The 18,895-nt window shown below is 74.9% G+C and carries 16 protein-coding genes; 11 read left to right on the forward strand and 5 right to left on the reverse strand.

Going from position 1 to position 18,895, the window contains the following annotated elements:
* The first annotated feature begins 253 nt into the window (after positions 1-253).
* The 7 genes from kdpF (at position 254) to J4557_RS26995 (ending at position 8,812) form a co-directional block, all read left to right on the forward strand.
* Positions 254-343 carry a K(+)-transporting ATPase subunit F gene (kdpF, locus tag J4557_RS26965; RefSeq protein ID WP_208269543.1) on the forward strand — a complete coding sequence of 30 codons (90 nt, stop codon included), beginning with the start codon at positions 254-256 and terminating at the stop codon, positions 341-343.
* Positions 343-2,004 (forward strand): potassium-transporting ATPase subunit KdpA, encoded by a 1,662-nt coding sequence (gene kdpA / locus J4557_RS26970; RefSeq protein WP_208269544.1) that lies wholly within the window; start codon positions 343-345, stop codon positions 2,002-2,004. The genes kdpF and kdpA overlap by 1 nt, the downstream gene beginning before the upstream one ends.
* Positions 2,004-4,085, forward strand: a complete 2,082-nt coding sequence (gene kdpB / locus J4557_RS26975; protein WP_208269545.1) for a potassium-transporting ATPase subunit KdpB — start codon at positions 2,004-2,006, stop codon at positions 4,083-4,085. Before kdpA ends, kdpB begins: the two co-directional genes overlap by 1 nt.
* The gene (locus J4557_RS26980; protein ID WP_208269546.1) at positions 4,085-4,954 is read left to right on the forward strand and encodes a potassium-transporting ATPase subunit C; all 870 of its coding nucleotides are present in this window, start codon (positions 4,085-4,087) and stop codon (positions 4,952-4,954) included. Before kdpB ends, J4557_RS26980 begins: the two co-directional genes overlap by 1 nt.
* A 16-nt stretch (positions 4,955-4,970) precedes the next feature.
* The gene (locus J4557_RS26985; RefSeq protein ID WP_208269547.1) at positions 4,971-7,484 is read left to right on the forward strand and encodes a DUF4118 domain-containing protein; all 2,514 of its coding nucleotides are present in this window, start codon (positions 4,971-4,973) and stop codon (positions 7,482-7,484) included.
* A complete protein-coding gene (locus tag J4557_RS26990) occupies positions 7,481-8,158 on the forward strand; it encodes a response regulator (protein ID WP_208269548.1) in 678 nt (225 codons plus the stop codon). The genes J4557_RS26985 and J4557_RS26990 overlap by 4 nt, the downstream gene beginning before the upstream one ends.
* Positions 8,159-8,272: 114 nt before the next feature.
* On the forward strand, positions 8,273-8,812 hold the full coding sequence (locus J4557_RS26995) for an HU family DNA-binding protein (protein WP_208269549.1): 540 nt from the start codon (positions 8,273-8,275) through the stop codon (positions 8,810-8,812).
* 10 nt (positions 8,813-8,822) lie between these two features.
* On the opposite strand, the gene J4557_RS27000 is transcribed toward J4557_RS26995, so the two are convergent.
* A complete protein-coding gene (locus tag J4557_RS27000; RefSeq protein ID WP_208269550.1) occupies positions 8,823-9,338 on the reverse strand; it encodes a cupin domain-containing protein in 516 nt (171 codons plus the stop codon).
* Positions 9,339-9,468: 130 nt separating this feature from the next.
* On the opposite strand from J4557_RS27000, the gene J4557_RS27005 reads away from it, so the two are divergent.
* The 4 genes from J4557_RS27005 to J4557_RS27015 all read left to right on the forward strand — a co-directional run bounded on the left by J4557_RS27005 (position 9,469) and on the right by J4557_RS27015 (position 13,837).
* Positions 9,469-9,972: a SigE family RNA polymerase sigma factor gene (locus J4557_RS27005; protein WP_208269551.1), complete on the forward strand. Its 504-nt coding sequence runs from the start codon at positions 9,469-9,471 to the stop codon at positions 9,970-9,972.
* 1 nt (position 9,973) lies between these two features.
* Positions 9,974-11,020: a hypothetical protein gene (locus J4557_RS49895; RefSeq protein ID WP_243776408.1), complete on the forward strand. Its 1,047-nt coding sequence runs from the start codon at positions 9,974-9,976 to the stop codon at positions 11,018-11,020.
* A gap of 98 nt (positions 11,021-11,118) precedes the next feature.
* Positions 11,119-12,615 (forward strand): alkaline phosphatase family protein, encoded by a 1,497-nt coding sequence (locus J4557_RS27010; protein WP_307800233.1) that lies wholly within the window; start codon positions 11,119-11,121, stop codon positions 12,613-12,615.
* Positions 12,616-12,643: 28 nt separating this feature from the next.
* On the forward strand, positions 12,644-13,837 hold the full coding sequence (locus J4557_RS27015) for a YncE family protein (RefSeq protein WP_208269553.1): 1,194 nt from the start codon (positions 12,644-12,646) through the stop codon (positions 13,835-13,837).
* Positions 13,838-13,871: 34 nt separating this feature from the next.
* On the opposite strand, the gene nhaA is transcribed toward J4557_RS27015, so the two are convergent.
* The 4 genes from nhaA to J4557_RS27035 form a co-directional block, all read right to left on the reverse strand.
* A complete protein-coding gene (gene nhaA, locus J4557_RS27020) occupies positions 13,872-15,764 on the reverse strand; it encodes a Na+/H+ antiporter NhaA (RefSeq protein WP_208269554.1) in 1,893 nt (630 codons plus the stop codon).
* A gap of 162 nt (positions 15,765-15,926) precedes the next feature.
* Positions 15,927-16,523: an Rv1733c family protein gene (locus tag J4557_RS27025; RefSeq protein WP_208269555.1), complete on the reverse strand. Its 597-nt coding sequence runs from the start codon at positions 16,521-16,523 to the stop codon at positions 15,927-15,929.
* Between the two features lie 28 nt (positions 16,524-16,551).
* Positions 16,552-17,181, reverse strand: coding sequence for a CBS domain-containing protein (locus J4557_RS27030; protein WP_208269556.1), 630 nt, complete (start codon positions 17,179-17,181; stop codon positions 16,552-16,554).
* 70 nt (positions 17,182-17,251) lie between these two features.
* On the reverse strand, positions 17,252-18,874 hold the full coding sequence (locus J4557_RS27035; RefSeq protein ID WP_208269557.1) for an ArnT family glycosyltransferase: 1,623 nt from the start codon (positions 18,872-18,874) through the stop codon (positions 17,252-17,254).
* Positions 18,875-18,895 lie beyond the last annotated feature (21 nt).

Below are 18,895 nucleotides of genomic sequence, written 5' to 3' on the forward strand. Positions count from 1 at the left end.
TCACGCCTCGTCACCGGCTCGGTGACGCGAGCCTACCCCTCGCGGCCGCCGCGCGGCGCGTCTGGCCGGACCCGGGCGCGGCGGTGTGGTGAACGCGTGAAGATCGGGGGCGGCGGCGTAGGGAACGCGTCAAGATGCCGTATTTGCCCTGATAGAGGGTGTTCTCTACAGGCATGACTGATCTGTTGCTCGTGGTGCTGACCGTCGCGGTCTTCGCGCTGCTCGGCCTGGCCGCGAAGGCGGTGGGGCGGCTGTGACCGTCGACAACGCCGTCGGCCTGGTGCTGGCCGTGCTCCTCACGGTCTTCCTCGTCGCGGCACTGCTGTTCCCGGAGCGGTTCTGATGGGCGCCACGACCGCGGGCGCCGTGTTCATCGGCTCCCTGCTCCTCGCGCTGGCCGCCGTCCACGTGCCGCTGGGCGACCACATGCACCGCGTCTACTCGTCCAAGAAGCACTGGCGGATGGAGCGCGCCCTCTACCGGACGATGGGCGTGGACCCCGACGCCGAGCAGGCGTGGGGCGCCTACGCGCGCAGCGTCCTGGCGTTCTCGCTGGTCTCGGTGCTCCTGCTGTACGGGCTGCAGCGGGTGCAGAGCCACCTGCTGCTGAGCCTCGGCATGCGGAACGTCCAGGACCACGTCGCCTGGAACACCGCCGTCAGCTTCGTGACGAACACGAACTGGCAGGCGTACTCGGGCGAGTCCACGATGGGCCACCTGGTGCAGATGGCGGGCCTGGCCGTGCAGAACTTCGTGTCGGCGGCCGCTGGCATGGCGGTCGCGATGGCGTTCGTGCGCGGCCTCGCGCGGCGCCGCACCGGGGACCTCGGCAACTTCTGGGTCGACCTCACCCGGGGCGTCCTGCGGATCCTGCTGCCGATCGCCGCCGTCGCCGCGGTGGTGCTGGTCGCGGGCGGCGCCGTGCAGAACCTCGCCGGCCCGCACACCGTCGAGACGCTCGCCGGGCACCCCCAGACCGTCACCGGCGGGCCCGTCGCGTCCCAGGAGGCCATCAAGGAGCTCGGCACCAACGGCGGCGGCTTCACCAACGCCAACTCCGCCCACCCGTTCGAGAACCCCACCGCCTGGACGAACTGGATCGAGATCTTCCTGCTGGTCGTCATCGCCTCCGCGCTGCCCCGCACGTTCGGGCGGATGGTCGGGCAGAAGCGGCAGGGGTACGCGATCGCCGCGGTGATGGGCGTGCTCGCGGTGCTGAGCGTCTGCGCCACCACGGCCGCGCAGGTCGCGCACCACGGCACCGTCCCGCAGGCCGCCGGGTCGGCCGCGGAGGGCACCGAGGCGCGGTTCGGGATCGTCGACTCGGCGCTGTTCGCCACCGCCACCACGCTCACCTCGACCGGGGCCGTCGACTCCTTCCACGACTCCTATACCAGCCTTGGCGGGGGCATGGCGATGCTGAACATGATGCTCGGCGAGGTCGCGCCGGGCGGCGTCGGCTCCGGCCTCTACGGGATGCTGATCCTGGCCGTCATCACGGTGTTCGTCGCCGGGCTGATGGTCGGCCGGACGCCCGAGTACCTCGGCAAGAGGATCGGCGCCCGGGAGATGAAGCTGGCGTCGCTGTACTTCCTGGTCACCCCCGCGCTCGTGCTGACCGGCACGGCGATCGCGATGGCGTTCCCCGGGCCGCGCGCGTCCATGCTGAACGGCGGGCCGCACGGCTTCTCCGAGGTGCTGTACGCCTTCACCTCCGCCTCCAACAACAACGGGTCCGCGTTCGCGGGCCTCACCGTGAACACCCCGTTCTACGACGTCGCGCTCGGGCTGGCGATGCTGCTCGGCCGCTTCCTCCCGATCGTCCTGGTGCTGGCCCTCGCCGGTTCGCTCGCCCGGCAGACGCCCGTGCCGGCCTCCGCCGGGACGCTGCCGACCCACCGCCCCCAGTTCGTCGGCATGGTCGCCGGCGTGACGCTCGTCCTCGTCGCGCTCACGTTCTTCCCGGCGCTGGCCCTCGGCCCGCTGGCAGAAGGGATCCGCTGATGCCCGCCCCCGTCCCGCCCGCCGTCCGGGCCGCGCTCCCGGACGCGTTCCGCAAGCTCGACCCGCGGGCGATGTGGCGCAACCCCGTGATGCTGATCGTGGAGATCGGCGCGCTCTGGACGACGGTCCTCGCCGTCCGCGACCCGTCGGCGTTCGCGGCCGCCACCGCGGTGTGGCTGTGGCTGACCGTGCTGTTCGCGAACCTGGCCGAGGCGGTCGCCGAGGGCCGCGGCAAGGCGCAGGCCGACGCGCTCCGCCGCACCCGCCGGGACACCACCGCCCGCCGCCTCACCGGCTGGAGGCCCGGCGCCGCGGGCGGCGAGGAGGAGGTGCCGGCCACCGAGCTGCGCCAGGGCGACGTCGTCGTGGTGGAGGCCGGGCAGACCGTCCCCGGCGACGGCGACGTCGTCGAGGGCATCGCCAGCGTGGACGAGTCGGCGATCACCGGCGAGTCCGCGCCGGTCATCCGCGAGTCCGGCGGCGACCGCAGCGCCGTCACCGGCGGCACCCGGGTGCTGTCGGACCGGATCGTCGTGAAGATCACCCAGCGGCCCGGCGAGTCGTTCGTCGACCGGATGATCGCGCTCGTCGAGGGCGCGTCGCGGCGCAGGACGCCGAACGAGATCGCGCTGAACATCCTGCTCGCCGCGCTGACGATCGCGTTCCTCATCGCGACCGCGACGCTCCAGCCGTTCGCGGTCTACGCGTGGGCCGAGCACCCCGGCGCGTCCGCCGGGGCCGCCGTCGGCCCGCACGGCGTCACCGGGATCGTGCTGGTGTCGCTGCTGGTGTGCCTGATCCCCACCACGATCGGGGCGCTGCTGTCGGCGATCGGCATCGCGGGCATGGACCGGCTGGTGCGGCGCAACGTCCTCGCCATGTCCGGGCGCGCCGTCGAGGCCGCCGGCGACGTCGACACGCTGCTGCTGGACAAGACCGGCACGATCACCCTCGGCGACCGGCAGGCGTCGGAGTTCGTCCCGGTCGGCGGCGTGACCGCCGCCGAGCTGGCCGACGCGGCGCAGCTGTCGAGCCTGGCGGACGAGACGCCGGAGGGCCGCTCGGTCGTCGTGCACGCCAAGACCGCGTACGGGCTGCGGCAGCGGCACCCGGGGGAGCTGGCGCACGCCGAGTGGATCCCGTTCGCCGCGCAGACCCGGATGTCCGGCGTGGACGTCGGCGGCCGCCGGCTCCGCAAGGGCGCGGCGGGCGCGGTGTCCGCGTGGATCCGCGAGCACGGCGGCACCGTCCCGGCCGAGCTGGCCGGCGTGGTCGACGGCATCTCCGCGGCGGGCGGCACCCCGCTCGTCGTCGGCGAGGCCGAGGACGGCGGCAAGGCGCGGGTGCTCGGCGTCGTCCACCTCAAGGACGTCGTCAAGCAGGGGATGCGCGAGCGGTTCGCCCGGATGCGCGCCATGGGCATCCGGACGGTCATGGTCACCGGCGACAACCCCCTCACCGCCAGGGCCATCGCCGACGAGGCCGGCGTGGACGACTTCCTCGCCGAGGCCAGGCCCGAGGACAAGATGGCCCTGATCAAGCGGGAGCAGGCCGGCGGCCGGATGGTCGCGATGACCGGCGACGGCACCAACGACGCGCCCGCGCTCGCGCAGGCCGACGTCGGGGTGGCGATGAACACCGGCACCTCGGCCGCCAAGGAGGCCGGGAACATGGTCGACCTGGACTCCGACCCGACCAAGCTCATCGAGATCGTGGAGATCGGCAAGCAGCTGCTCATCACCCGCGGCGCCCTCACCACCTTCTCGATCGCCAACGACATCGCCAAGTACTTCGCGATCATCCCGGCGCTGTTCGCCGGCCTCTACCCGGGCCTGGACGCCCTCAACGTCATGCGGCTGCACAGCCCGCGGTCGGCGATCCTGTCCGCCGTCGTGTTCAACGCGCTCGTGATCGTCGCGCTGATCCCGCTGGCGCTGCGCGGCGTCCGGTACCGGCCCGGATCGGCGTCCAGCCTCCTCAACCGCAACCTGCTCGTCTACGGGCTCGGCGGCGTCGTGGCCCCGTTCGCCGGGATCAAGGCCGTCGACCTGCTCGTCCAACTCGTTCCGGGGATCTCCTGATGGGCATGTTCCAGAACCCGCTGCGCCGGCACGCCGCCGCGCTGCGGGCGCTCCTCGTCCTCACCGCCGTCTGCGGCGTCCTGTACCCGCTCGCCGTCACCGCGGTCGCGCAGCTGCCCGGCCTGAAGGCCAAGGCCGACGGGTCCTCCGTCAGCGCGGACGGCCGTAGGGTCGGCAGCGCGCTGATCGGGCAGCCGTTCACCGACGCGCAGGGACGGCCGCTGAAGCAGTACTTCCAGAGCCGCCCGTCCGCGGCGGGCGACGGCTACGACCCGACGTCGTCCGGCGCGAGCAACCTCGGGCCCGAGGACGTCGTCGACAGCGCGGACGGCCCGAGCCTGCTGTCCCAGGTCTGCGCGCGCAGCAGGGCCGTCGGCGGGCTGGAGGGCGTGGACGGGCGCCGCCCCTACTGCACGCCCGGCGGCGCGGGCGCCGTGCTCGCGGTGTCCGGCCCCCGCGACGCCGCTGGGAACGTCGCCCACCCGACCCGGGCGATCAGCGTCAACGAGCCCTGCCCGGCGACGCCGTTCCTGTCCGAATACCGTGGTGTCAGGGTCGAATGCGCCGCAGGACAGGATCACCGCCAGGACGTGATCGTGCCCGTGCGGGGGGACGCCCCCGCGCGGCCGGCCGTCCCGTCCGACGCCGTCACCGCCAGTGGCAGCGGCCTGGACCCGGACATCTCGCCCGCCTACGCGCGGTTGCAGGCCCCGCGGATCGCCAGGGTGCGCGGGGTGCCGGCCGCCGAGGTCGCCCGGATGATCGACGCGAGCACCACCGGGCGCGCCGCCGGGTTCATGGGGGACCCGGTGGTGAACGTCCTGAAGCTCAACATCGCACTCGACGAGGCGGCCCCCTTCCGGGGCTGAGAGGGGAAGGCAGGCCATGGGCAGGGGGCGGCTCCGCGTCTACCTCGGGGCGGCCCCCGGCGTGGGCAAGACCTACGCGATGCTCTGCGAGGGCAGGCGTCGGCTGGAACGCGGCACCGACGTCGTCGTCGGCTACGTCGAGACGCATGGCCGGGCGCGCACCGCCGCGCTGCTCGACGGCCTGGAGGCCGTCCCGCGCCGCACCGTCACCCATCGCGGCGCGAGCTTCACCGAGCTGGACGCGCAGGCCGTGATCGACCGGGCCCCGGCGGTCGCGCTGATCGACGAGCTGGCGCACACCAACGTCCCCGGCAGCCGCGACGCCAAGCGCTGGCAGGACGTCGAGCGGATCCTCGACGCCGGCATCGACGTGATCTCCACCGTCAACGTCCAGCACCTGGAGTCGGTCAACGACGTCGTGGAGGAGATCACCGGGATCGCGCAGCGCGAGACGCTCCCGGACGAGGTGGTCCGCCGCGCCGACCAGGTGGAGCTGGTCGACATGGCGCCGGAGGCGCTGCGCCGCCGGATGGCGCACGGCAACGTCTACGCGCCCGAGAAGGTCGACGCGGCCCTGTCGAACTACTTCCGCGTCGGCAACCTCACCGCGCTGCGCGAGCTGGCGCTGCTCTGGCTGGCGGGCAAGGTCGACGAGCAGCTCGACCGGTACCGCGCCGACCACGGCATCGACCGGACGTGGGAGGCCCGCGAACGCGTCGTCGTCGCCCTCACCGGCGGGCCCGAGGGCGACACCCTCATCCGCCGCGCCGCCCGCATCGCCGACCGCACCAAGGGCGCCGACCTGCTCGCCGTCCACGTCACCCGCGGCGACGGCCTCGCCGGCGCGGAACCGGCGCTGCTCGCCCGCCAGCGCAACCTCGTCGAGGGCCTCGGCGGCACCTACCACCAGGTCGTCGGCGACGACGTGCCGCGCGCGCTCCTGGAGTTCGCGAGCGCGGTGAACGCCACGCAGCTCGTCATGGGCGTGTCGCGGCGCAGCCGGCTGTCGCGGGCGCTGCTGCCCGGCGTCGGCGTCACCACCACCGCGCTGTCCGGCCCGATCGACGTGCACATGGTCACCCACGAGCACGCCCACCGGAGCCTGCGCCGGCCGAAGGACGGCGGCCCGAACCTGCCGCTGCGGCGCCGCCTGACCGGCTACGCGCTCGCCGTCCTCGGCCTGCCGCTGCTCACCTTCGCGCTCACGGCGCTGCGCGGCTCCATCTCGCTGCCCACCCAGATCATGTTCTTCCTCGCGGCGGTCGTCGCGGTCGCGCTCGCCGGCGGGCTGTGGCCCGCGCTGCTGGCCGCCGTGGCGGGCTCCCTGCTGCTGAACTTCTACTTCGCGCCGCCGCTGCACACCCTCACCATCGCCCAGCACGAGAACCTGATCGCGCTCGCGGTGTTCCTGCTGGTCGCGGCGGGCGTCAGCGGGGTGGTGGACACCGCCGCGCGGCGCTCCCGGGAGGCCGCCCGGTTCGGCGCCGACGCCGAGGTGCTGTCCACCCTCGCGGGGAACGTGCTGCGCGGCGAGCACGAGCTCGACGCCCTGCTCGGCCGGCTCCGCGAGACGTTCGGCCTCGACTCGGTGACGCTGCTGGAGCGCACCGGCGACCCGCCGCGCTGGCAGGTCGTCACGACCGCCGGCGGGCGGCCCTGCACCGTGCCGGAGGAGGGCGACACCGGGATCCCCATCGGCGACGACCTCGCGCTCGCGCTGCGCGGCCGCCCGCTGCCCGCCGGGGACCGGCGCGTCCTGGAGGCGTTCGCCGCGCAGGCCGCCGCCGCGCTGCGGCGCCGCCGGCTGGAGGCCGAGGCCGAGCGGGCCCGCCCGCTGGAGGCCGTCGACCGGATGCGCACCGCCCTGCTCAGCGCCGTCAGCCACGACCTGCGCACCCCGCTGTCGTCCGCCAAGGCCGCCGTCGAGAGCCTGCGCAACACCGAGATCGACTGGACCGCCGAGGAGCGCGCCGAACTCGCCGACACCGCGGGGGAGTCCCTCGACCGGCTCGACCGGCTCGTCGCCAACCTCCTCGACATGAGCCGGCTGCAGGCGGGCGTGCTCGGCATGGCCCCCCGCCCGCTCGCGCTCGACGAGGTCGTCCCGCCCGCGCTGGACGAGATCGGCGCCGCCGCCCGGCACGTCAGCGTCGCGATCCCCGGCGACCTGCCCGAGGTCGAGGCGGACCCGGCGCTGCTGGAGCGCGTGCTGGTCAACCTCATCTCCAACGCGCTGCGCTACAACCCGCCGGGGGCGCCCGTCCTGATCACGGCCGGGGCGCTGCGCGACCGCGTCGAGCTGCGGATCGCCGACCGCGGCCCCGGCATCCCGGCCGCCGACCGGGACCGCGTCTTCCAGCCGTTCCAGCGGCTGGACGACCGCGACAACCACTCCGGCGTCGGGCTCGGCCTCGCCCTCGCGCGCGGCCTCACCGAGGCGATGGGCGGGGAGCTGATCCCCGAGGACACCCCCGGCGGCGGGCTGACGATGATCGTCGTCCTGCCCGTCCGGGAGAATGGAGCGTCATGACGCGCGTGCTGGTGGTCGACGACGAACCGCAGATCCTGCGGGCGCTGCGGATCAACCTGCGCGCCCGCCACTACGAGGTGGAGACCGCCGCGGACGGCACCACCGCGCTGCGCCGCGCCGGCGACTGGCACCCCGACCTGATCGTCCTGGACCTCGGGCTCCCCGACATCGAGGGCCTGGACGTCATCCACGGGCTGCGCGGCTGGACCCGCACCCCGATCATCGTGCTGTCCGGCCGCGCGGGCAGCCGCGACAAGGTCGAGGCCCTCGAGGCGGGCGCCGACGACTACGTCACCAAGCCGTTCACCATCGAGGAGCTGATCGCCCGGATCCGCGCCGTCGGCCGCCGTGCCGCGCCCGGCGAGGACGCGCCCACCGCCGCCGTCGGCGCGCACACCGTCGACCTCGCCGCCAAGACCATCACCGCCGCGGACGGCACCCCGGTCCGGCTCACCCCGACCGAATGGCACCTGCTGGAGATCCTGTTGCGCAACCCCGGCAAGCTCATCAGCCAGGGCCAGCTGCTCACCGAGGTGTGGGGGCCGTCGTACACCCGCGAGACGCACTACCTGCGGCAGTACATGGCCCAGTTGCGCCGCAAGCTGGAGCCCGATCCGACCCGTCCCCGCCACCTGCTCACCGAACCCGGCATGGGGTACCGCTACCAACCGTGACCCGGCGCCGCGTCCGGCCGCCCGCGAACCCGGAAATCCCGCCGTATCCAGGGATTTCAGCGGTCACGCTGGGCTAGCCTGAGCCCACGAAAAGCCGCAATGGAGGCAGGGCGCATGAATCGCAGCGAGTTGGTCAAGGCCGTGGCGGAGCGGGCGGGCGGCGAGGAGGCGGTCGCGCGCCGGCACGTCGACGCCCTGTTCGAGGCGGTGATGGAGGCGGTGTCCGCCGGGGAGCGCGTCGTCGTCACCGGGTTCGGGGCGTTCGACCGCTCCTCCCGCCCCGCGCGCAGCGCCCGCAACCCGCGGACCGGGGCGCCCGTCGAGGTGCCCGCCGCGCTCGTCCCGACGTTCCGGTTCGGGCAGACCTTCCGCAACCGCGTCGCCCAGAGCACCGCCCCCGCCGACGCGGCCCCCGCGCCCGCCGAGGCCGCCGTGGTGGAGGCCGTGCCCGCCGACGGCGCCCCCGCCCGGCCGAAGAAGCCCAAGAAGGGCAAGAAGGCCGCCGCCAAGAAGACTCCGGACACGGCGCAGGAGACGGCGCAGGACAAGGCGCGGAACAAGGCGCCGAAGAAGGGCAAGAAGGCCGCCGCGGCCGCCTCCGCGCCGAAGAAGAAGAGCGGCAAGGCCAAGGCGAGGGCCAAGAGCGGGAAGTAGGACCCTCCCGTCACACCATGTACTGGTCGTGGCGGTGGTAGAACTCCGTCCATTCCTCGTCGCTGAGTTCGCGGCCGGTCGCGGCGATCTCGGCGAGTTCCTCGAAGTACCCCTCGCGCGGCGCGCCCGGCGTGAACAGCAGCAGCATCGAGGCGGGCTCGCCCGACTCGTTGCGGAAGGCGTGGACGCCGCCTTCGGGGACGAACAGGAAGTCGCCCGGCGCGGCGTCCCGCCAGCCCGTCCCGTCGTGCAGCCGGACGGTCCCGGACAGGATGTAGAACGACTCGGTCATCGTGCGGTGGAAGTGCGGGTCCGGGCCCGACGGCCGGGGGCCCATCTCCCACCGGTACAGCCCGAACGCCCCGTTGGTGGAACCGCCCGTGCCGAGGTAGTGCACCCGCGTCCCGGTCGGGACGCCCTGCGCGTCGAGCGGCCCCATGCGGAGGTCGGGCGGGGCGTCGCCGGGCCGCAGCGTCGCGCTGTTCTCACCGGCGTCGCCGAGATAGCGGGGCTCGGGGTAGGACATCGGCGCTCCTGTTCCTCGCGCGGCGGCTGACGTGCCACGACCCTAGCCCAAAAAGGATCATGGGCCGGCCGGGCAACCATTGCGGCCGGCCGACCGGTAGATGTCGGCGGAAGATCTACTGGGAGGTCGGATGCGCGAGCGACCGGACTACGCGGCGTACGTGACGGAGCGGTCGCCGCGGCTGCTCAGGACGGCCTACCTGCTGTGCCGCGACTGGGCGCAGGCGGAGGACCTGCTGCAGACGGCCCTGGTCAAGGCGTGGCGGGCGTGGCGGCGGGTCGGGGACAACCCCGATCCGTACGTGTACCGGATCCTCGTCAACACGCACGCGTCGTGGGCGAAGCGGCGCTGGCGCGGCGAGCGGCCCACGGAGCGGCCGCCGGACGGGCCCGACCCGGCCGACGGCATCGGCGCCGCCGAGGACAAGGCCGTGCTGTGGGCCGCGCTCGGCCGGCTGCCGCAGCGCCAGCGCGCCACGGTGGTGCTGCGCTTCTTCGAGGACCTGTCGGAGCCGCAGGTCGCCGCGATCCTCGGCTGCTCGGTCGGGACCGTGAAGAGCCAGACCAGCAAGGCCCTGGCCAAGCTCCGGATCGATCCCGGCGTGCTGGCCGCCGCGCCGCGAGGAGGGGAGTGACATGGCCTACGACCTCAGGGACCTGACCGCGGTCATGGAGGCCGAGAGCGCCGGCGGCGCCCCCTCGCCGGACCTGCTGGACGGCGTCCGCCGCCGCGTCCGGCGCGGCAACCGGCGCCGTGCCGTCGCCGGGGCCCTCGGCGTCGTGCTGGCGGCCGGGGCCTCCTTCGGGGTCGTCCAGCGGTCCGGGGGACCCGGCGGGCCACCGGGCCCGCAGCAGGGATCGGCGATCACGGGCGCCGTCGACCGGGCCTTTCCGAAGAGCCGTCCGGTCGAGGGACTGAAGCCGGTGACGGAGAGGCGGTTCGCCTGGTACGGGCGGCTCGCTCGCATCACGTTCACCCCGACCGGGCCGTACACGATGTTCACGACCTACTGCTCGAACACCGCCACCAGCTTCGAGGTGGTGCACGGAGAGCTGGCGAACGCCGACTGCGGCGGAGCGCAGTACATGCTCACCACCCCCGGCGTTCCCACCACCGTCCAGATCGCGGTCCTTTCGAGGGACGAGGAGCGGCACCTCGGCGGTGTGAGCGCCCCCGCCGAGCTCCACCGGTACCTGGCCGGGCGCCGGCCCGTGCCGGGCACCTGGAGCGTCCGCGTCTACAGCGGGCCGTGCGAGTCCGCCAACTGCAGGCTGATGCGGCGTGTGGCCCCCGCCCCGCAGCTTCCGGTGACGGGGCTGAAGCTGCTGGCACGAGCCTCCGGCACCGCCGACGGCCGCACCCGCACGATGCCGCTGATGGTGCCGGAGCAGCCGCAGGGCAGGCCGCTGCGGCTGCGGGTGACGTGCGTGGACGGCGCGGCGCGCGCGGTGGTCCGGATCGCCGGCCGCGCGAAGGTCGTCGAATGCGAGGCCGCCGAGTCGAAGGGCGTCGTCTGGGACACCGAGGCCGCGGGAGGGACGCGCGCCGTCGAGGTCGCCGTGCTGCCGTCCGAGGCGGCCACGTTGCACAGCACCGTCGGCACCGGCGACGCCGCGCTGGCGAAGCAGATGAAGGGCGTGAAGCCGGACGGGACGTGGACCCTGGAGGTCTACGCCCGCTGAGCCGCGGCCCGCCGGGCCGGGGCGTCGCGTCCCGGCCCGGCTCGCCGAGCGCCGCACGGATCCGCGGAGGCCCAGGTCACGCGGGTTACGCTCGCGAAGTGATCTTGACTGGTGAGCGGCGGGGGGAGCGCCGCCCGGCCGGCCCGGGCGTGCCGCTGACGCGGCGGCGGCTGCTGTCGGCGGCGGGCGCCGCCACCGCCGCGGCGTTCGCCGCCGAGTTCCTGCCCCCGAACGTGCGCCGCGCGCTGGCCGCCCAGCCGGGGCGGGGGCGGGGGCGGGGGCGGCTGGAGGACGTCAAGCACGTGGTGATCCTGATGCAGGAGAACCGCAGCTTCGACCACTACTTCGGGACACTGCCCGGGGTGGCCGGGTTCTCCGACCCGGCCGCGATCACGCTGAGCACCGGCCGGTCGGTGTTCCACCAGCCCGACGACGTCAACGAGGCCGGCTACGTGCTGCCCTTCCACCTCGACACGGCGAGGAGCAGCGCGCAGGCCATCCCGTCCACCAGCCACGCGTGGAGCGTCCAGCACGCGGCCTGGAACAACGGGCGGATGGACGGGTGGCTGGCCGCGCACCGCGCCGCCGACGGGGCCAACGCCCCCTACGTCATGGGGTACTACACGCGCGAGGACATCCCGTTCCACTACGCGCTGGCCGAGCAGTTCACCGTCTGCGACCGCTACCACTGCTCCGTGCTCGGCCCGACCTGGCCGAACCGGCTGTACCTGATGACCGCGGGCATCGACCCCGACGGCGACGACGGCGGCCCCGTCACCGGCAACGCCGCCCCGGAGCCCTACACCTGGGACACCTACCCGGAGGCGCTGACCGAGGCGGGCGTGACCTGGAGGGTGTACCAGGAGGCCGACAACTACGGCTGCAACATCCTGGAGCCCTTCGCCGCCTACCAGGACGCGCCGACGAGCTCCCCGCTGTACCGGAACGGGATGCGGGCGTACTCGGCGGGCCGGTTCGAGTACGACGCGGCGAACGACCGGCTGCCGACCGTGTCGTGGATCATCCCGACCAGCTACCAGTCCGAGCACCCGGACTACACGCCCGCCGCGGGCGCCGACTACGTCGCGTCCAAGATCGACGCGATCGCGTCCAACCCCGACGTGTGGGCCAAGACCGTCTTCATCCTGACCTACGACGAGAACGACGGGCTGTTCGACCACGTCCCGCCGCCGACCCCGCCGCCCGGCACCGACGGCGAGTTCGTCGACGGCGTGCCGATCGGCGCGGGGTTCCGGGTCCCGTGCGTCATCGTGTCGCCGTGGACGCGCGGCGGCTGGATCGCCGGCGAGCCGTTCGACCACACCTCCCCACTGCGGTTCCTGGAGCGGCTCACCGGCGTGGAGATCCCGAACATCAGCGACTGGCGCCGCGCCGCGTTCGGCGACCTGACGTCGGCGTTCGACTTCGGGAGGCGGCCCGGCGGGCAGGACGCGTTCCCGATCCTGCCCGGCACCAAGAAGCCCCTCGCCGACGCGGTCGCCGGCGTCACGTCCCTCCCGCCGCCCGCGCTTCCCGGCGCGGACCAGACCCCGCCCGTCCAGGAGCACGGCCCGCGGCCCCGCCCGCGGCGCTGAACCGCACCGACAGCGACAGGAGACCGACATGGTGCGAGGACTGCGAGGGCTCGGCCTCGCAGCGGCGTGCGCCGCCGCGGGCACGGCGCTGATCGCCGCGCCCGCGGCGTCCACCGCGGCGCCGGGTCCGGACCCGGGCGCCGGGCCGTCCGGCGAGCAGGGCGTCCAGCCGGGCGCCCCGTCCTGGGCGGCGTTCGTTCCGCCCGCGCCGCGGCCGCCGGGGGCCCCGCCGTCCCGTCCGGTCCGGCCGAGCGTCCCGCACGCGCCGTCGCCGTGGGTGCGCGGCCGGCCCGCGGGGGCCGGGTACACCGCCTACATCGCGCTGGCCGGCGCCGGCCGGGTCGCCCGGGTGGACGTCGCCGCCCACACCGTCACCTCGACCGCGATCCGCGCCGACACCGCCGAGGGGGTCGCCGTCACCCCGGACGCCCGGAAGGTGTACGTCGCGGCCACCGGCCGGTACCAGGTGATCGCGGTGGACGCGGCCACGCTGCGGGCGACGCCGATCGTGGTGGGCGCCCACCCGCAGGACGTCGCCGTCTCACCGGACGGCTCGCAGGCGTACGCGGCCGTCACCGGCGGCGACACCGGCCCGGGCGGGTCCAGCACGGTCGCCGCCATCGACACCCGGACCGACACCGTCACCCGGTGGATCGACGTCGGCGCGGCGCCGCGCCGGATCGCGTTCGCGCCGGACGGGAAGGACGCCTACGTCACGACGGCGCGCGGCCTCGCCGTCATCGACACGGCGAAGGGCGAGGTGGCGGGGAAGGTCCCCGGCGTCCCGGACGCGCAGGGCGTCGCCGTGAGCGCCGACGGCTCCCGCGTGTACGCGACGCGGCCGGACGCGGACCTGCTGTACGTGGTGGACGCGGCGCGCCGCGCGGTGACCCGCCGGGTGGAGGCGGGCGCGGAACCCTGGGCGGTCGCCGTCACCCCGGACGGCCGGAAGGTCTACGTCGCGGACATGAACTCCGACTCGGCCGGCGTCTACGACGCGACGGGCCGCAGGCACCTCGCGGACGTGCCGGTGGGCCGGCGTCCCGCGTCCGTCGCGGCGACGCCGGACGGCTCGGAGGTCTGGGTGGGCAACGGCATGACGGGCACGGTCTCGGTCATCGACACCTCCGCCGACGAGGTCGTCACGACGGTCCGCGGCGGCCCCCCGAGCACGACCCTGGGCGCCGGCCCTCTCGACATCGCGTTCGTCCGCAACCCCTGACGATCCCGCGTCCACTCGCCGCGGGTCGACGAGGCTAGGCGCGGATGGCGGCGAGCTTGCGGGCGATGCGGACGGCGTGCTGCAGGTTCTCCAGGTCGTAGGCGCCGTGGTGGCGGCGCCCGTTGACGAAGAACGTCGGGGTGCCGGAGACGCCGCTGAGGTCGGCGGAGTCGACGTCCTCGGCGATCCGGGCCGAGCCCGCGGACCGGCGCATGTCGTCGCGGAACCGCGCCAGGTCCAGGCCGAGCTCGCCCGCGTACCGGACGAGGTCCTTGGCCTGGAGCGCGTCCTGGTGCCGGAAGAGCAGGTCGTGCATCTCCCAGAACGCGTCCTGCGCGGCGGCGGCCTCGGCGGCCTGCGCCGCGAGGTGCGCCTGCGGGTGGACGTCGGTGAGCGGCAGGTGCCGCCACACGTACCGGACGTCGCCCTGCCCCGCGAGCAGCTCGCGGATCACCGGCTCGGCCTGGCCGCAGTACGGGCATTCGAAGTCGCCGTACTCGACCACGGTGACCGGCGCGCGGTGCGGGCCGCGGACGTGGTCGCGCTCCGGGTCGACCGGGGCGGCCAGGTCGATCACGGTCTGCGCCGTGCCGAGCAGCGCGACCACCCGCGGCCGGGCGGGCAGCAGCGCCGTCACCCGGACGACGAGCCAGGTCAGCACCGTCGCCAGCAGCGCCGCCGACAGGATGCCGACCTTCGCCTCGGCGAGCCGGTCGCCGGTGAACGCCAGCGTCGCGATCAGCAGCGCGGCGGTGAAGCCGATCCCGGCGATGGCGCCGCCGCCCCCGACCGCCGCCCACCCGACCGGCGGCCGGAGCCGGCCCCGGCTCACCACCGCCACCAGCCAGGACAGCCCGAGGATGCCGACCGGTTTGCCGATCACGTACCCGGCCACGATGCCCAGCGTCACCGGCGAGGTGAAGGCGTGCCGGAGGAACCCGGCGCTCACCGGGATCCCCGCGTTGGCGAGCGCGAACAGCGGGACGATCACGTAGCTGGTCCACGGGTGGTACAGCTGCTGGAGCCGCTCGTTCGGCGAGATCGCCGCGGCGACGCCCGTCCGCGCCGACCGGGCCAGCTCCGGCGTGGGCTGCTCGCGGAACAGCCGGAACACCTCGCTGGCCCGCTCCAGGTCGGTGCGGGCGGCCGGGTAGGCGTAGGTGAGCAGGCCCATGGCCAGGCCGACGACGATCGGCTCGACGCCGGAGGAGTTCAGCGCCAGCCACGCCGCGGCGCCGAGCACCGCGTACACCGCGATCCGGGACACGCCCGCCGCGCGGACCAGCAGGGTCACGCCGAGCAGGCCGACCGCGATCAGCAGCGGCCCGGCCTTGACGTCCTCGCTGTAGACGGTCGCGATCACCAGCAGCGCGACCAGGTCGTCGACGACGGTGACGGTGAGCAGGTAGGCGTGCAGCCGGCCCGGGAACCGCTTGCCGACCAGCGTCAGCACGCCGAGCGCGAACGCCGTGTCGGTGGACATCGCGGTGCCCCACCCGTGCAGGGCCGGGCCGCCCGCGTTGATCGCGAGGTAGATCGCCACCGGGACGACCATGCCGCCGATCCCGGCGGCGAGCGGCAGCGCGAGCCGCCGCCGCTCGCGCAGCTCGCCCATGTCGAACTCGCGGCGCGCCTCCAGCCCGACGACGAAGAAGAACAGCGTCATCAGCCCGCTGTTGATCCAGGTCCGCAGGTCCATCGAGAGGGCGTGGCGGCCGGCGCGCAGCGACGCCTGCGTCCCCCAGAACGCCTCATAGGACGAGACGGAGACGTTCGCCCACACGAGCGCCGCGATGGTCGCGGCCAGCAGCACGACCGCGCCGCCGGTCTCGGTGCGCAGGAACTCCCGCAGCGGCGTCTGCAGGCTACGGGCCCACGCCGTCCGGTCCGACAGCGGCCCGGCGGATCCCTCCTGGCTCTCCGTCATGGCAGCATCGTCATCGCGGCATCATCACCCGATCGTCCCGGCCGGAGCGGCGGCCCGCAGACCGGGCCCCAGAGGTGCGCATACCCCATGATCGTCGGGCCGGAACCGGCGGGCGCGCACCGGTCCGCCGGGCGCGCACGACCCGGCGGGCGGGCGGCCGGGTCAGCCGATGTGCGGACGGTCCAGCCGGGCCCACGCGGCGTCCCACATCTCCTCGCGGTCGCGGTCGCAGCGGCGGCGGACGAGCAGGTAGACGGCGAGGGGCGGCAGCGCCGCGCCGCCGGCGGCGCCCGCGCCGGCGAAGACGGCGCCCGCCACGGTGTCGGTGCGGTCCTGCGGCCGCCGCGACATCTCGCCCCGCGCGTCCACCCAGATCCGCAGCGCCGCCCCGAGCCGCGCCGTCCGCCCGGCGGCGATCACCGCCGAGTGCTCCCGGCCGTCCGGGGCGTTCCAGGCCAGCCGGGCGTAGGTGTAGCGCTGCTCGCCGTCGTCCTGCTTCTCGATGCCCGCCACGCGTGCCGTGACCCGGTGGTGCCCGGCCGCCTCCGCGCGCTCCGCCCGGATCCCGGCGGCGTAGGCGATGGACGCCGCGCACGCGCACGCGGGCGCCGCCACCGCGGCGAACACCGCCACCGCGCCGATCCCGACCGCGCGCTGCCGCCGGTCGACGCCGCGCCGCAGCGGGTTGCGCTCGAAGCCGAGCCGGCGGCGCAGCCGCAGCAGGGCCGCCCGGGCGCGGCGCGCACGAAGGCTGATCATGGCTCCCTCCCCCGACGGGTCCATCGTCTCAGCCGGTCCCGCCGGGGGCCCCGCCGGGTTCGGGGGTGCGCACCGACACGCGGGTGACGCCGGGAACCGTCCGGGCCAGCACGTCCGCGACGCGCCGTGCCGCCTCGTCGGCCGGACCGGTCAGCACCACCACGCCGTCGCGCACCGACACCTCCCAGGCGTGCCCGCCGGGACCGTACTCGTTGATGGCGGCGAGCACGTCGTCCCGGATCCGGGCGTCGCCGCGGGCGAGCAGCGCGATCAGGTCGCGGCGGCTGACGATGCCGGCGAGCACCGCGCCGTCCAGCACCGGGACGCTCTTGTGCCGGGTCCGCATCATCGTCTCGGCGAGCTCGGCGACGTCGGTGGTGGGCCGCGCGGTCACCACGTCCGGCGTCATGACCTCCTCGACGAGCCGCGGCGGGGGCGCGGCCGGGGTGGCGACGGGGCGGGAGAACGCCCGCGGGTCGGCCTCGAACGCGCCGCGCAGCAGGTCCATCTCGCTGACGATCCCGACGAGCCGGCCGTTGCCGTCGACGACGGGCAGCGCGGTGATGTCGTGCTCGTGCAGGACCCGGACGGCCTGGCGGACCGTGGCCGTCCGCGGGACCGTCACGACGGGCGAGGTCATCGCCTCTCGGACCAGCATGGCGCCCTCTCCTTCAGCGTGTCGTCCTGTCTACATCTCCAGCACCGCGCGGTGCATGCGCCGCGCGGGCCTACCGCGTCCCGGGTGCGGGCCTTTGGTAGATGGTGATGGAGTGGCCCACCTCGTCGATCGGCTCGCTCGTTCCGATGAGGGCGAGTATGCGGGGATCGGCCTTGTCGATCCAGCTGTCGGACACCGCGAGGATGCCGCGGACCCGGTCCGGCGGGACCGCGAGCGGGTCGGCGGCGCTGATCCCGTAGCTCGCCGGGACGCCGCTGCCCTTGTAGGCGAGCCAGACCGGCCGCCCGGCGTACCGGTCGCGGAGCCGGTCGGCGAGGCGCCCGAGGTCCTGGCCCCAGTCCACGTTGGAGTCGTGGAGGCGCAGGTGCGTCCTGGACGGCCCGCCGAACGCCTCGTTCGAGTACGGCAGGTAGTACGGGAACGTCCGGACGGAGCTGACCGCGACGGCCAGCGCCAGCGCGGCCGCCGCCGCGGGCGTCCACCGCCACGGGAACGCGGCGGCGCAGCCCGCCGCGACCGCCAGGAAGACCGGGACGAAGATGGCATACCGGACGCCCAGGTCGCGGGACCCGGCCATCGCGGCGGCCAGCAGCACCGCGGCGGGGAGGAGCACGTACGGGGCGGCCGGGCGCAGGCGCCGCACCGACAGCATGGCCGCCGCGCCCGCGAGCCACAGCGCGAGCATCCCCAGCGGCGTCTTCACCAGCAGCGCGGCCGGCAGGTAGTACCAGAGCGAGCCCTGGTAGTGGCGGCCGAACAGGAACCCGGTCCAGGTCGCGTCCTCGAACCCGAACTGGAGGCGCATCCCGTCGCGGTACGGCCGGGGGAAGGGCGCCGCGCCGGCGAGGAGCCCCCGGACGCCGCCGATCGAGGGCAGGCCCGGCGGTGCCGTCCACCGCAGCCGCGGGTCGACGGCCAGGTAGGTCGCCCACACCACCGCGACCGCGACCGCCGCGACCCCGGCCGCCGCCGCGGCGGCGCGCAGCACCGCCTTCCCCGCCGTCCCGCCGTCCCCGCGGCGGGACGCCGACCAGACCGGCACGGCCGCGAGGGCCGCCAGCACCGGGACGGCCGCGAGCGTGTTCATCTTGGTGGCGAGCGCCGCCCCCAGCGCGGCGCCGGCGAGCGGCAGGTACGGCAGGGGCCGGTCGCGCGCCCGCCACAGCAGCCACGCGGCCGTGAGGACGAACCCGGCCGCCGCCACGTCCAGCGTGGCGAGCGACCCGTGCGCGATGACGTCAGGCGAGAAGGCGTACAGGCCGAGCGCGAGCAGCCCGGCCGCCGTGCCCGCGAGGTCGCGCGCGAAGGCGAGGACGACCAGCCCGAACAGCAGCGTCAGCGCGATCATCGGGAGCCGGGCGGCGAGCATCACCCGGCCGGGGTCGTTGCCCGAGGCGTACAGCAGGTGCTGCCCGACCGCCTCCTCCGGGCCGGTGTAGGACCGGTCGAGGCGGACGCCCGCCGCCTCCGTCCCGATCCCGATGATCAGCTTGCCGAGCGGCGGATGCTCCGGGTTGTCGCGCAGGTCGTGCTCGCGCAGGTACAGCACGGACGCCCCGACGTACACCGGCTCGTCGATCGTCGGCGTCTGCTGCACGGCGGCCGTGACCATCGCCGCGGCCATCGCGGTCAGCAGCGCGGCCACGGCGAGCGCCACCGCCGCCGGCCTCATCCTCCCAACCTCCCACCATCG

The organism is Actinomadura nitritigenes, assembly GCF_017573545.1.
In the GTDB taxonomy this organism is placed as follows: domain Bacteria; phylum Actinomycetota; class Actinomycetes; order Streptosporangiales; family Streptosporangiaceae; genus Spirillospora; species Spirillospora nitritigenes.